Source organism: Oceanobacillus sp. FSL K6-0118 (assembly GCF_038006665.1).
Classification (GTDB): Bacteria; Bacillota; Bacilli; order Bacillales; family Amphibacillaceae; genus Oceanobacillus; species Oceanobacillus caeni.
Genome location: NZ_JBBOVR010000001.1, coordinates 1,426,620 through 1,440,039 on the forward strand (window position 1 = coordinate 1,426,620; position 13,420 = coordinate 1,440,039).

Genomic DNA, 13,420 nt, shown 5'->3' on the forward strand with positions numbered 1-13,420 from the left:
CATTGCGAAAAAGAAATCTAATGATATTGCTAACCATCGTTATATTCATACCAATCTCGGTTTGGATATTTCAAATTAGGAATGGCTACGTTCCATTAGTGGATCAGTGGACAATTAAATTAGTAGAAGGGTATGCAGGTACACCTTTATACTATTTTGCGTTTGCCATTACTCAGTTGGGTTCAAGACAATTTTTAATTCCTTTTGTTCTAATAGCGTCGGTAATTTTGGCCTTGATATATAAACATTTGCTTCCTCCTTTTATATTTGCGGGAGGGACACTTTTTTCCTATTTTATAAATGGATTTATCAAAGATATTATCCCTCGCGAAAGGCCTAGTATTATAGTAGCAGCTAATGCGGTAGGAGGAAGTTTTCCATCAGGTCATGCCATGATTTCGATGGTTTGCTACGGTTTACTAGCATTTTTTATTACAAGAAAAGTGAAAGTACATAGTATATCAATAATTATCCAAGTTAGCTTATCTCTTCTTGTATTTCTAATTGGAATTAGTAGGTTCATTATTAATGCACATTATTTAACAGATGTATTAGCAGGGTTTGGTATAGGATTTATTCTATTGATCTGCTACATTTATCTATATGAAAAACTTTTTCCAAAAGAGTCATAAAGTTGTCATAGTTTTTTTTAGGCAGATAGGAAACCAACCATGTATAATTAGTTTTTAGAGAAAAGTAAACCATGAAAGGGTATATTATATGGGAAAACTATCCAAAAAAGCTGAAAATTTATTAATGTTAGCATGGACCCAGGCCTTTATCGCAATGGCAGGGAGTTTGTTTTATTCTGAAGTAATGGGATACATACCATGTGAATTATGTTGGTATCAACGAATTTTGATGTACCCATTAGTTGTTATTTATGGTGTTGCTGCAATCAAGAAAGAAATTAATAGTATTGTGTCTGGTATTATTTTAAGTGGAGTCGGTATCGTTGTTTCTTTCTATCATTATCTTGTTCAAAAAGTACCAGCAATGCAAGAAATGGGAGGGTCATGTGCTGGGGGCGTTCCTTGTAATGCAATATATGTGAATTATTTTGGTTTTATTACCATACCATTTTTAGCATTTGTCGCTTTTACTGTTATATTTGTTTTAAGTATATTTTTATGGAAAGTAGTAAAGGAGGAAGTAAATAATGGGTAAAAAAATGATAGCAATCATTGGGGTTATTGTGGTTTTAATTATTGCTTTGTTTTTCGTTGTCCAGTATCAAAATAACCAAAAAACGAATGGTTCAGATAATCCTTATGGAACGAGTGATTTAGATCAAGCAACTATTGATCAGCTAGATGATCCAAATTATCAAAATCAAATTTTGCCAGATGAGCTGGAGTCAAAGTTGAAAAATGGTGAAGACGTGACCGTATATTTCTTTAGTCCGACATGTTCGTATTGCCAAAATACGACACCATACCTAGTTCCACTTGCTGAAGAAAACGGTGTCGATATGAAGATGCTCAATCTTCTAGAGTTTCCTGAAGAGGGTGAGCCTTACGCTATTGAAAGTACTCCAACATTAATTCATTTTAAAGATGGGAAAGAAGAAGCAAGAATTGTAGGTCAACAATCAGAAGAAGAATTCCAGAAATTTTTTGATGAATATGTACTTAAATAGGCAAACAAAAGCGTAAGCGCCCGGTTAGCGACGTACGGACTGGACTGAGCCGCAGGAGATAAAGGAAACACGACGAACGGAGTGAGTCGATGTTGACTTATCGCACGGAGGTGAAGGAAGTCTCGCTAGTCGCTGGGCGCTGGAGCTGGACGTCTTACTACGGAAAGAGCTAACTAGATAAAAAACTAGTTAGCTCCTTCTTTTTCATAAAGAAAATAGGAAGTAGTAAACGGTAAATCGCTAGGGTAAGCAGGTGTTTCTGCGTGCAATATTTTTTGTGCATCTTGAAATCGTTGAGATTTTTTCCAGTTATTATAGTTTTCAACGGACTTCCAAACGGTTAGAATAACAAATTTATTACCTTTTACCGGTTTTAGAAAACGGTAAGCGTGGCAGTCATCTATTTTATTCACTAGTCTATTTTTTATTCGATCCTCAAATACGTTTTGATCTTCTTCATATACAGTAATGGTATTCATAACAATATAGGCTTTTTTAATAAAATTACCGGATTGTTTAACTATTTCATACGTTCTACCAGCACTGAATACCTTCTTATCACTATTCTCATAGTATGCTAATGCTCCACTATTACTAGTCATAAAGTGAAATGAAATGTTGGGGTGCTTTTCTTCAAGTTTAAGTAGAAAATCTAACGTACCATTTGTCATATGAGCCTTCATCGTACCACCCTTTCCCTTCTTATTATATTACCCGAATAGAAAAAATATAAGTTTAAGTTATGTATATACTACTAAATATAAAGAATACTTCCAACAGTGGGGGTTCTTCATCCCCGTGATGGTTAGTCGCATTTATCGCCCATAAGTGCAGTTGGTCTCCACCAACCTTTTTGATTTTCAAGAAGCTTAAGAGGGGAGTCTTGCTTCCAGTTTAGGTGAGAAAAATCATTCACAGGGAGTTTGTAATTTATAATTATTATTAACTAATAAATAATTTATTTTGCTTTTCTGATTGCGGAATTTGTCGTATAATTAGGTGAGTATCATTACAGAGGTGAATCGATGCAGAATAATAAGAAGGAACAATTATCAATACGACATCGGTTAATAAGAAAATTGAAAAGGTATTTCATTTTTCTTATTAGTATTTTATTATTTTGCTTCATTGGTTATGGGGCCATTTGGGTTGGTGGAAGTTTAGTTGTTGACAAAGAAAAATTAAGTTTAGATGGGACTACTACAATTGAAACGACTAATGGTGAAATAATAGGCAAACTCTATAATGAGAATAGAAACTACATATCTATTGATGAGATACCTGAACATGTAAAAGATGCATTTATTTCGATTGAAGATAGACGTTTCTACGACCATTTTGGTGTGGATCTCAAATCTGTTATACGTGCTGTTTACAAAGATATTCTTGCTATGGGAAAGGTAGAAGGGGCAAGCACTTTAACCCAACAATTAGCGAAAAATCTCTTTTTATATAATGATAAAACATGGTCTAGAAAAGCTAAAGAAGTAATGGCCGCTATTTATTTAGAGCAGCAGTTTACAAAGGATGAACTATTAGAATTATATTTGAACCAACTCTACTTTGGAAAGGGGGTATATGGATTAGAAACTGCTTCTCATTTCTTTTTCTCTAAATCTGTTTCCGATTTAACCATTGCAGAAGGTGCTATGTTAGCAGGTCTTGCAAAAGCTCCGAATGGTTATTCCCCAATCGATTATCCCGATAAGGCCTTGAAACGAAGAAATATCGTTTTACAGTCCATGGAAGATGCAGGAAAGATTTCTCATGAAGTAAGATTAAAAGAACAAAGTACAGCCCTTGATCTAAATTTGCAAAAGGAAAAAGAAAAACCATGGAATGATTCTTATATGGATCTAGTAGTAAAAGAAGCTGAAGAAAAATATAAATTGTCCTTGGATGATTTAGAGAGGGGAGGTTACCGGATTGTTGTTAATTTAGACAATAATATACAGAAGGTTGCTTACAAAAAGTTCCAAGATAGTGATTATTTCCCGGGAAACAATGATGAGGTGGAAGGAACATTTGTCATGATGGAGGCGAAAAGCGGGAAAATTGTCGCGACTTTAGGGGGAAGAAATTATCAGTTTGGTAATTTAGATCGCGTGTTAGTGAAGAGACAACCAGGTTCGACATTCAAACCTTTAGCAGTATATGGTCCTGCTATGATGAAAGAAGATGCATATTCAGCATTTACACTTATTCCCGATCAACAAATGGATATTCATGATTACGAGGTTTCAAATGCAGATGATACGTACGCGAATATAACTACGGTTTATGAAGCAATCGTTCAATCCAAAAACACTTCTGCTGTGTGGTTATTGAATGAAATAGGGGTAGACTATTCTAAAACGTATTTAGAAAAAATGGGAATACAACTAGATAATGATGATAAAGGACTTGCAATTGCTTTAGGTGGATTAACTCGTGGAGTTACCCCAATTCAGTTGATGGAAGGGTATAGTGCCTTTGCTAATGAGGGAAAAATGGTGAAATCATATACGATTGATCGGATTTATGATCGATATGATAAAGTGGTTTATGAGGCAGAATCCCGAAAAACTAAGGTTTTCAGTCCTCAGGTCGCATGGGATATGACAAAAATTTTATCTACTACAGTGAAGAAGGGGACAGGAAGTGCAGGGGAATATAAGAAGGCCTTAGCAGGAAAAACGGGAACCACGGAACATCCTCACGTCGAAGGACAAACAAAAGATGCATGGTTTGTAGGATATACACCAGAATATGTAAGTGTATTATGGATGGGGTATGATCAATCGGATGAAAATCATTATCTTACAGGTGGCAGTACTTATCCTACTGCTCTTACTAAATCGATACTAACGGAAATGGATAAAGAACATTCATTATCCAAGGACTTCATCAAACCTAGTAATGTGAAAGACTTACCTGAACCAATTGTATTACCTGAAATTGAGAATATTCGCGCTGAACTCGAATTCGGAGGAGTTTCTTTCGTCAGAGGAAAAATTTCATGGAATGGGTCTAAGGATAAACGTGTAGTTTATCGTATCTATCGTGAAAAAGATGGAATCGATGAACGGGTTGGAGAAGTTACAGGAAAGGATGAATTTTATATAAATTTTAATTTATTCCATTCCAATAACTATTATGTTGTTCCTTATGATCCACTTACAAAATTGGAAGGCGTAAGGTCTGATACGGTAAATTTATCCTACCTCAAGCCTTCTAGGGAACAAAGAAGGTAGTTGAGAGATCAACTGCCTGTAAAAGTCCGATAGGTGCGGCCGTCAGTAGGGGATGAAGAAAAACCCCGCCGATGAAAGTCTTCTTTATCATGGTAAAATGTTTTCATATCATCGTGTAATTGAGTCAAATTAGTGACAAAAGTGGATTTTACTACACTTTTGTTACGCAAATCTTTATAGTAGGGATAGAAGAAACGGTTAAAGGATGAAAAAAATGTCGAAAAAAATCAATGATACTATTATTAAAGCATATAACGGGGAAGAAACGGATTATACTCCTGGCTGGTTTATGAGACAAGCAGGTAGATCACAACCAGAATATCGAGAACTAAAGAAAAAGTATTCTTTATTTGAAATCACTCATCAACCAGAATTATGCGCATATGTAACGCGTTTACCAGTAGAAAATTATGGGGTTGATGCTGCTATCTTATATAAAGATATCATGACACCACTTCCTTACATTGGTATTGAAGTGGAAATAAAAGCGGGCGTTGGACCTGTTATTGATAATCCGATAAACAACTTCCAAGATGTGGAAAGCCTAGGTGAAATCAATCCATCCCGTGACGTTCCATATGTATTAGATACGATCAAATTGTTAACGGAAGAACAATTAGAAGTACCTTTGATTGGGTTTAGTGGTGCGCCATTTACGCTTGCTAGTTATATGATTGAGGGAGGTCCTTCAAAAAACTATAATAAGACAAAGGCATTAATGTATCGTGAACCATCCACATGGTTTGCTTTAATGGATAAATTAGCTGATATGATTATTTCCTATGTGGAAGCACAAGTTGAAGCTGGTGCAAAGGCAATTCAAATTTTTGACTCATGGGTAGGGGCACTTAATGCACCAGATTACCGTGTATTCATTAAGCCTGTGATGACAAGAATTTTTTCGGAATTACGTAACCAAGATGTACCGTTAATTTATTTTGGTGTTGGTGCTCGTCATTTATTATTAGAGTGGAATGACTTACCGGTTGATGTTATCGGGTTGGATTGGAGAACTTCTATTAAAGAAGCGCGAGAAATGGGCGTTACGAAGGTTCTACAAGGAAATCTTGATCCTATGATTTTACTTACAGAATGGGAAACAATAGAAAATAGGACAAAAGCTATTTTAGACGAAGGTAAAGAGTATGGAAATCACGTCTTTAATTTAGGACATGGAGTGACTCCAGAAATTAAACCTGAAACATTGAAGAAATTGACAGCTTTAATTCATGAATACTCAAGGAAATAGACACGAAAGGACGCGAACAAATGAGTAAGAAACAAATTGGACTACTAGTAATGGCATATGGAACTCCATATAAAGAAGAGGATATCGAACCATATTATACACATATCCGTCATGGTAGAAAGCCAGAACCTGAGGCATTGCAAGATTTAAAAGATCGTTATAAAGCAATTGGCGGGACTTCTCCATTAGCTAAAATTACAAAAGACCAAACGAAAGCACTAGAAGAACAATTAAATTCTATTCAAGATGAATATGAATTTAAGGCTTATATTGGCTTGAAACATATTCATCCATTTATTGAAGATACCGTGAAAGAAATGGCAAAAGACGGAATTACGGAGGCTGTTTCCCTTGTATTAGCACCTCATTATTCTACATTTAGTGTGAAATCTTATAATGATCGTGCGCAAAGCGAATGTGAAAAACACGGAATTTCTATTAAATCTGTACAGAGCTGGTATACCGAAGAAGGCTTTATTAAATTCTGGGCAGATGGTGTCAAAACTATCTTTAATAAAATGAGTGACGAAGAACGTAATAAAGCTGTATTAATTGTTTCTGCACATAGCTTACCAGAGAAAATTTTACAAAATGGAGACCCATATCCGAACCAGTTAAAAGAGACTGCTGATCTTATAGCGAAAGAAGCTGGAATCGAAAATTATGAATTAGGTTGGCAAAGTGAAGGAAATACTCCCGATCCTTGGCTAGGACCAGACGTACAAGATCTAACTCGTGATTTATTTGAACAAAAAGGATATCGTTCCTTTGTTTACGCACCAGTTGGATTTGTAGCGGATCATTTGGAAGTTTTATATGATAATGATTATGAATGCAAAGTAGTTTGCGACGAACTAAATGCGAATTATTATCGTCCAGAAATGCCGAATGTCCATCCATTGTTCATTGAGACACTTGCTGACGTTGTATTAAATACTACGAAGAGTGAAGCATAATGGAAAAGAAAAATATAGTCATTGTAGGTGGCGGAATTACAGGTCTTTCCGCTGCCTACTATTTAAAAAAGTTAATCCAATCAAAGTCTCTTCCTTATACATTTAAATTAATCGAAGCAAGTTATCGTCTAGGTGGAAAAATACAAACAATAAAACGCGATGGATTTACAATTGAAAAAGGACCGGATTCTTTACTAGAAAGAAAACCTTCCGCAATTAAGCTTGTGAAGGAACTTGGTCTAGAAGATGAAATGATACATAATGCAACTGGACAGTCCTATATTTTAGCACAGAATAAATTACATCCTTTACCAAAAGGAACGTATATGGGTGTACCTAAAGACAAAGGTGCTTTGATGTCATCCAGTCTCCTTTCCTGGAAAGGTAAGATTAGGGCACTAAATGATCTTGTTTTACCAAAAAGTAATAATGATGGAGACCAATCATTAGGCAAATTTTTACGTGCTCGTTTTGGAAATGAGACTGTGGATATGCAAATCTCTCCACTTTTATCTGGTATTCATTCCGGAGATATTGACGAAATGAGTATTAATGCCACTTACCCTCTGTTTTATCAATTGGAACAAAAATATGGAAGTGTGATGAAAGGTCTACAAAAAACAATGCCTAGTACCAAAAAGAAAAATAAAAATCAAAAAGGGGCATTTTTTTCATTTGAAAATGGTTTGGAGACTTTAATCCACCGTTTAGTAGAAGCAATAGATAAAGAATCTATTTCCATGCAAAAATCGGTAGATCATATTGAAAAGAAAGAACACGGTTACCATATATTATTAAGTGATGGTGATGTAATAAAAGCGGATACTGTTATTATGGCAACACAGCATAATGTTGTACCTAAAATATTTAGCCAGTTTGAATTCTTTAAGACGTTACAAGAGATCCCACTTACATCCTCAGCAAATGTAGTTATGGCATTTGATGAAAAAGCTATTAAGAACAAGGTAGAAGGAACAGGTTTTCAAGTTGCCCGTAACAGTAATAAATACCGAATTACGGCATGTACATGGACTAATAAAAAATGGCCAACAACAACACCAAAAGGCAAAGTGTTATTGCGGTGTTATGTTGGAAAACCGACTGATCAAGGGATTGTGGATTTATCAGATGAAGAAATAACGGAAATAGTAATAAATGATTTAAAACAAGTGATGAAAATTAAGGGAAAACCTGAATTTACTATTGTCACTCGGTGGAAAGATTCCCGTCCACAATATACAGTAGGCCACTTGGACAGAATAAAGAAAGTCAAAGAAAATATAGCCGAACAATTACCAGGAGTTTATTTAATTGGTAGTTCGTATGATGGTTCAGGAATTCCTGATTGTATTGCAAGTGGGGAAAACATTGCACATGAAGTTTTAAATAACTTAGCGTAACTAGTGGCGTTGATTATTTTAATCAACGCTATTTTAAAAGGCAATTTAGCTACAATAGCACTTATCAACCTAATAGCAACAGGTTTTCTAAAATAAAAAAATACAACTGCAATGCAGCTGTATCCATTTTGAATCATTAGGAAGATGAGATTGATAAAGAAGACTTCCATCAGTGGGGAAATTCCATCATCCTCCACTGATGGCGAACCTTTACGGGCAGTTGATCTCCCACCTATCTTTTTGTTCCCCGAAAGCTTGAGGTGGAATAAATATATCGTGATTCTGTTATAACGAGAAAAATACTTAATATTTATTATCTAGCCGGATGATCGCATTCGTCACAAATATTACCATAACAATCGGCTTTTTCGTGGATTTCCCCTCCGCAAACGTGGCATTGCTTTTTAGGAAGATTTTTAAAGAATTCGATTATATTCATCATGATAACTTTCCCCCTTAGTAAATACTTAGATTGTGTTGTATGTTAGGTGTTGCTTTTTTATTATGTTGTATAACAGCAGTGGTATAAAAAAAGAGCGATATTGGATTATCTTGCTGGGTGGTCACATTCGTCACAGATATTACCATAGCAATCTGCCTTTTCGTGGATGTCTCCACCACACTGCTTACATTGTTTTTTAGGTAGGTTTTTGAAAAACTCAATTACGTTCATCATGTTTTTATTTCCCCCTTTTGTTATTGTACTATTATTGTATTACAACAGGGTTAAAATTGTCAATGCTGTTTTATAACATTTTTAAAAAAATGAAGGAGTGTTTTGATGAAGCTTACTGTAATTGGCTTTTGGGGCGGTTATCCAGCCGTAGATGGTGCAACTTCTGCTTATTTGTTGGAGAAGGATGGGTATTCACTATTAATGGATGTTGGTAGTGGTTCCTTATCGAAATTGCAAAAATATAAGCATATCGCAGACCTTGATGCTGTGATTGTTTCCCATTATCATCATGATCATGTCGCTGATATTGGTGTATTACAATATGCAAAATTAATTGAGTATTATGTAACAGGAAATGATACAGTTTTACCTATTTATGGACATGCCGAAGATAGCGATGGTTTTCAAGCCCTCTCCCATACATATACGAAGGGAATGGCTTACAGTCCTGATGAAGCATTGCAAATTGGTCCTTTTACGATCACATTCCTAAGAACCAAACATCCTGTGCCATGTTTTGGGATGAGAATTACAGATGGTGAATCTGTTGTAGTATACACCGCTGATTCTAGTTATCAAGAAGAATGGGGGGCTTTCGCTGAAGGTGCAGACTTGCTTATAACGGACTGTAACTATTATGCGGGTAGTGACGGTTCAAACGCCGGTCATATGAATAGCGAGGAAGCTGGTCGAATTGCTGCAATGGCTAATGTCAAACAACTATTATTATCTCATTTGCCTCAATATGGGGAGAGGGAAAAATTAATTAAAGAAGCAAAGCAACATTTTCCCGGAGAAGTTCAACTGGCAAAAGAAGGGTTAATTTGGAATAGGTAATTTAGGGCATTTTTCTTTGAATTGTGATTCAATTTGTTAAAATAATGAAGTAGGATAATTATAGTGTGTGTTCAAAAAGGAGGATGAAAAGGACCAAGCAGTTCGAGGCGGCGTAGCTTTGAGTACCGGAACGTATGCAATTAATACGTGAGGAACGGAAAAGCAAGCCAACGAAGAAATGCGAAGTGTCATTTTCACCGGACTTTTTTGAACAACCTCTTATAGGAGATGATAGGTTATGAAGTTTATCGACAACAAAGGTATTACAGATCCAATGATTAATTTAGCTATCGAGGAATATATCCTTGAAAATTTTGGCGAAAAGGATACATATTTACTTTTCTATATTAATCAACCGTCTATTATCATTGGTAGAAACCAAAATACGATTGAAGAAATAAACACAGATTATATTGATGAAAAAGGTATTAAAGTGGTTCGTCGTTTATCTGGTGGAGGGGCAGTTTACCATGATGAGCAGAATATAAACTTTAGCTTTATTACGAAAGATGATGGAGAAAGTTTTCAAAACTTTGCTAAATTCCTAAAACCGATTATAAAAGTGTTAAATGATATGGGTGTGCCAGCAGAACTACAAGGGCGAAACGATGTTGCAGTCAATGGACGAAAAATATCTGGTAATGCTATGTTCTCAACCAGAGGACGGATGTTTAGTCATGGAACATTAATGCTAGATTCTGAAGTAGAAGAATTAACGAAAGCATTAAAAGTGAAAAAGGAAAAAATTGAATCCAAAGGTATTAAATCCATTCGCAGTCGAGTTGCAACTATTTCGGAATTCTTAGATGAAAAAATTTCAATGGAAGAATTTAAAGAAATAATCTTAAAAAATGTTTTTGAAGTAGATGATGTGAAAGATGTGCCTCAGTATGAACTCACAGAAGAAGATTGGGAAAGAATTCATGAAATTTCTAAAAATAGATATCAAAAATGGGAATGGAATTATGGAAAATCCCCATCTTATAATGTTCAAGAATCTCATAAATTCCCTGCAGGATTAGTAGACGTTCGTCTTGATGTCCAAAAAGGGATAATTAAAAACTGCAAAATTTATGGAGACTTCTTTGGAATCGGGGACATAAAGGAATTAGAAGAAAAATTAATAGGAATTCGTCACGAACGTCAAGCAATTGAGAATGCATTAGAAGAAGTAGACGTTCCACATTATTTGGGTAAAATCTCTAAGGAAGATTTTTTAAGCTTATTATATTAAAAATTAAAACAGCTCACGTTTTGTGGGCTGTTTTTTAGTTGTTAGGAAGTTATAAAATTTGCTGCATGTGGATGATTATTCAGAAGAGGCCACGTCCGGCTCCAGCGCCCAGTGACTAGTAGACTTCCTTCACCTCCGTACGATAAGTCAACATCGGCTCGCTTACGCTCTCCGTGTTTCCTTTATCTCCTACGGCTCAGTCCAGTCTATACGTCACTAAACGGGCGCTTACGCCTTTGTTCTTGAAAATGTCAAGTTTTCTAATTTTTTACTACCATTTTTAGACAAAATTTGTTAAATTAGTAGTAAGCTACTTTCTTTTCGTTTTCTAATGGAAAGGAAGGTTATTATGTTAGAAGAACAAGATACCTCAATTTTTGAAATAAGCCCTCTTACATTGGCAATTGTCGCGGAACAGAATGATCATAATGGAATTATTACTAGAATCATGGAAGAAGATGAAGAATATATTGTTGATGTTACTCCTTATCAAATTATCAATTCTGCCTGCAAATATTTCGGGTCGAGTCTAAGAGGCAGGCAAGATGGAGCCAGGAACATTTCTGGCTTTACTAGTAAAATTCCAATATCCATCGACCCTTCTAGCGGTATGTATTTTTTTCCCACGACATCACCTAAAAACCCCAAATGTTCTTGGATTTCCCATTCTCATATTGACAAAATAAGTAAGGTGACAGAACGTAAAACTAAGATTCTTTTTAAAAATGGAAAAAAGTTAATATTAGATGTATCCATCAGAACGATGCTGAATCAAGTACAACGAACGGCACAGTTTCGTTTTCTACTTGATAAGCGACTTAATTATTTACAACAGCAGAGTCCTGAAATGATAGCAGAGCCTTTCCCATTAAACTTCGAATAACTTCTTCCACTTTCTTACGAATAGCAGGGTTAAAATAATTTCTTTTTTCTTCTCTTCCTTGGCAAAGGAAAAGAAAAGAAGAAAATGAGTCATTTTTATTTAAATGGATGACTTGCATTTTTTTGTCTTGCATGATTTTGCGAAGTTTTCTACGTTCTTTTCTCGCGAGCAATGTCATTCTCTCTATAAGGTCAAGATAGGGCTCATTAATTTTAAACTTACCATCTTTAATATGGTTCATATCTTGATTCAATACGACGATTGCCATGGAGAGAAATAAGAATCTTGTTGCAATTTGTAGTTCATCATCATGAAGATATCGCATATGAACTCCTCCGTTAAAGAACAAGTGTTCTGTGTTTATTCTTATTATATGATAAAATCAAACTAAAATACAACATAAATTAATATTTTTTAGTAAAATGAAAGAAAGTAGCTTAATTCAACTTAGAAAGTATGCAGGTACCTTCATTTAGGATAGAATGAGAATAAATACACTCGGAAAGATAGAACATTTACATAATGAGGAGTATTAATTTGATGTTAATGAACATTAGCTTTTCCAATTGGCAAACGGTGCTCCAAAAAGAAGGAACCGAAGATTTTATTATGCAATTACTGGATCAATATGAAGGATTAGGTCCAGTTCCCGGCTTTGTTCTTCCCTTTATCGAAGCATTTTTACCTTTTTTACCATTGATTGTATTTGTCTTAACAAATGCTGCAGCATATGGGTTATTTGAGGGTTTTCTATTATCCTGGCTTGGTGCTAGTTCTGGTGCAGTGGTTGTTTTTATTATTATAAGGCAAGTAAGAAATAGAAAATGGGTAAAGAAAATAAGGAAGAATAAACAAGTAACTGCGGTTACATCATGGGTAGACAAGCACGGTTTTGGACCATTATTTGTTTTACTTGCCTTCCCGTTTTCTCCATCCTCTATTATTAATGTTGTAGCTGGATTATCGAAAATTAGCATTCAACAATTTGCATTAGCGGTTCTTCTTGGGAAATCTGTTATGATTTTTTCTATATCTTATGTCGGTTCAAGCATCATGGAGTTTGCGGAAAAACCGATGAAGACCATTATTGTCTTAATCATTATTGTCTTGTTCTGGATTATTGGAAAGGTCGTCGAAAAGCGGCTGGAAAAACGGGCGGCAAGAAATAACTGACAGAATGATAAACTATAATAGAGCTTCTATCTTTGGTAAAATAGAAAAGGTAGGAGCTTTATTATATATAGCACCGTAAAGATATACCTAAATGCAATTAAGGCATCCGCCGAGCTATAGGGGGATGCCAAGTTTTATTA

General features: G+C 35.2%; 15 protein-coding genes. 11 read left to right on the forward strand and 4 right to left on the reverse strand.

All coding sequences use genetic code 11. The features are described 5' to 3' along the window. The first annotated feature begins 2 nt into the window (after positions 1-2). From MHI02_RS07400 to MHI02_RS07410, 3 genes are all read left to right on the forward strand, one after another. Positions 3-632 (forward strand): phosphatase PAP2 family protein, encoded by a 630-nt coding sequence (locus tag MHI02_RS07400; protein ID WP_225344048.1) that lies wholly within the window; start codon positions 3-5, stop codon positions 630-632. 88 nt (positions 633-720) lie between these two features. After that, positions 721-1,167 (forward strand): disulfide oxidoreductase, encoded by a 447-nt coding sequence (locus MHI02_RS07405; protein ID WP_047185316.1) that lies wholly within the window; start codon positions 721-723, stop codon positions 1,165-1,167. Continuing rightward, on the forward strand, positions 1,160-1,639 hold the full coding sequence (locus MHI02_RS07410) for a thioredoxin family protein (protein WP_204798132.1): 480 nt from the start codon (positions 1,160-1,162) through the stop codon (positions 1,637-1,639). The genes MHI02_RS07405 and MHI02_RS07410 overlap by 8 nt, the downstream gene beginning before the upstream one ends. A gap of 185 nt (positions 1,640-1,824) precedes the next feature. On the opposite strand, the gene MHI02_RS07415 is transcribed toward MHI02_RS07410, so the two are convergent. Further along, positions 1,825-2,322: an antibiotic biosynthesis monooxygenase family protein gene (locus MHI02_RS07415; protein WP_341165805.1), complete on the reverse strand. Its 498-nt coding sequence runs from the start codon at positions 2,320-2,322 to the stop codon at positions 1,825-1,827. 342 nt (positions 2,323-2,664) lie between these two features. Here MHI02_RS07415 and MHI02_RS07420 point away from each other — a divergent pair, with 342 nt between their 5' ends. The 4 genes from MHI02_RS07420 to hemY all read left to right on the forward strand — a co-directional run bounded on the left by MHI02_RS07420 (position 2,665) and on the right by hemY (position 8,477). Beyond that, on the forward strand, positions 2,665-4,872 hold the full coding sequence (locus MHI02_RS07420; RefSeq protein ID WP_204798133.1) for a transglycosylase domain-containing protein: 2,208 nt from the start codon (positions 2,665-2,667) through the stop codon (positions 4,870-4,872). Positions 4,873-5,086: 214 nt separating this feature from the next. Further along, complete coding sequence (gene hemE, locus MHI02_RS07425) at positions 5,087-6,121, forward strand: uroporphyrinogen decarboxylase (RefSeq protein ID WP_145523891.1); 1,035 nt, start codon at positions 5,087-5,089, stop codon at positions 6,119-6,121. 20 nt (positions 6,122-6,141) lie between these two features. Then, entirely contained in the window at positions 6,142-7,077 is a 936-nt protein-coding gene (gene hemH / locus MHI02_RS07430; RefSeq protein ID WP_145523890.1) for a ferrochelatase, read from the forward strand. Beyond that, positions 7,077-8,477 (forward strand): protoporphyrinogen oxidase, encoded by a 1,401-nt coding sequence (gene hemY / locus MHI02_RS07435; RefSeq protein ID WP_341165806.1) that lies wholly within the window; start codon positions 7,077-7,079, stop codon positions 8,475-8,477. The genes hemH and hemY overlap by 1 nt, the downstream gene beginning before the upstream one ends. 313 nt (positions 8,478-8,790) lie before the next feature. On the opposite strand, the gene yhfH (MHI02_RS07440) is transcribed toward hemY, so the two are convergent. Then, entirely contained in the window at positions 8,791-8,919 is a 129-nt protein-coding gene (gene yhfH, locus MHI02_RS07440) for a protein YhfH (RefSeq protein WP_083452454.1), read from the reverse strand. 105 nt (positions 8,920-9,024) lie between these two features. Next, positions 9,025-9,153 (reverse strand): protein YhfH, encoded by a 129-nt coding sequence (gene yhfH, locus MHI02_RS07445; protein WP_083452453.1) that lies wholly within the window; start codon positions 9,151-9,153, stop codon positions 9,025-9,027. 105 nt (positions 9,154-9,258) lie between these two features. On the opposite strand from yhfH (MHI02_RS07445), the gene MHI02_RS07450 reads away from it, so the two are divergent. The 3 genes from MHI02_RS07450 to MHI02_RS07460 all read left to right on the forward strand — a co-directional run bounded on the left by MHI02_RS07450 (position 9,259) and on the right by MHI02_RS07460 (position 12,107). Then, positions 9,259-9,990, forward strand: coding sequence for an MBL fold metallo-hydrolase (locus MHI02_RS07450; RefSeq protein ID WP_060667475.1), 732 nt, complete (start codon positions 9,259-9,261; stop codon positions 9,988-9,990). A 238-nt stretch (positions 9,991-10,228) separates the two neighbouring features. Then, on the forward strand, positions 10,229-11,224 hold the full coding sequence (locus MHI02_RS07455; RefSeq protein ID WP_047186736.1) for a lipoate--protein ligase: 996 nt from the start codon (positions 10,229-10,231) through the stop codon (positions 11,222-11,224). Between the two features lie 349 nt (positions 11,225-11,573). Beyond that, positions 11,574-12,107 carry a competence protein ComK gene (locus MHI02_RS07460; RefSeq protein WP_083452452.1) on the forward strand — a complete coding sequence of 178 codons (534 nt, stop codon included), beginning with the start codon at positions 11,574-11,576 and terminating at the stop codon, positions 12,105-12,107. Here MHI02_RS07460 and MHI02_RS07465 read toward each other — a convergent pair. Continuing rightward, positions 12,043-12,432 (reverse strand): hypothetical protein, encoded by a 390-nt coding sequence (locus MHI02_RS07465; protein ID WP_341165807.1) that lies wholly within the window; start codon positions 12,430-12,432, stop codon positions 12,043-12,045. The two genes, MHI02_RS07460 and MHI02_RS07465, sit on opposite strands and share 65 nt — an antisense overlap. A 212-nt stretch (positions 12,433-12,644) precedes the next feature. Between MHI02_RS07465 and MHI02_RS07470 the strand changes: the two genes are divergently transcribed. Next, positions 12,645-13,280 carry a TVP38/TMEM64 family protein gene (locus tag MHI02_RS07470; RefSeq protein WP_216883683.1) on the forward strand — a complete coding sequence of 212 codons (636 nt, stop codon included), beginning with the start codon at positions 12,645-12,647 and terminating at the stop codon, positions 13,278-13,280. Positions 13,281-13,420 lie beyond the last annotated feature (140 nt).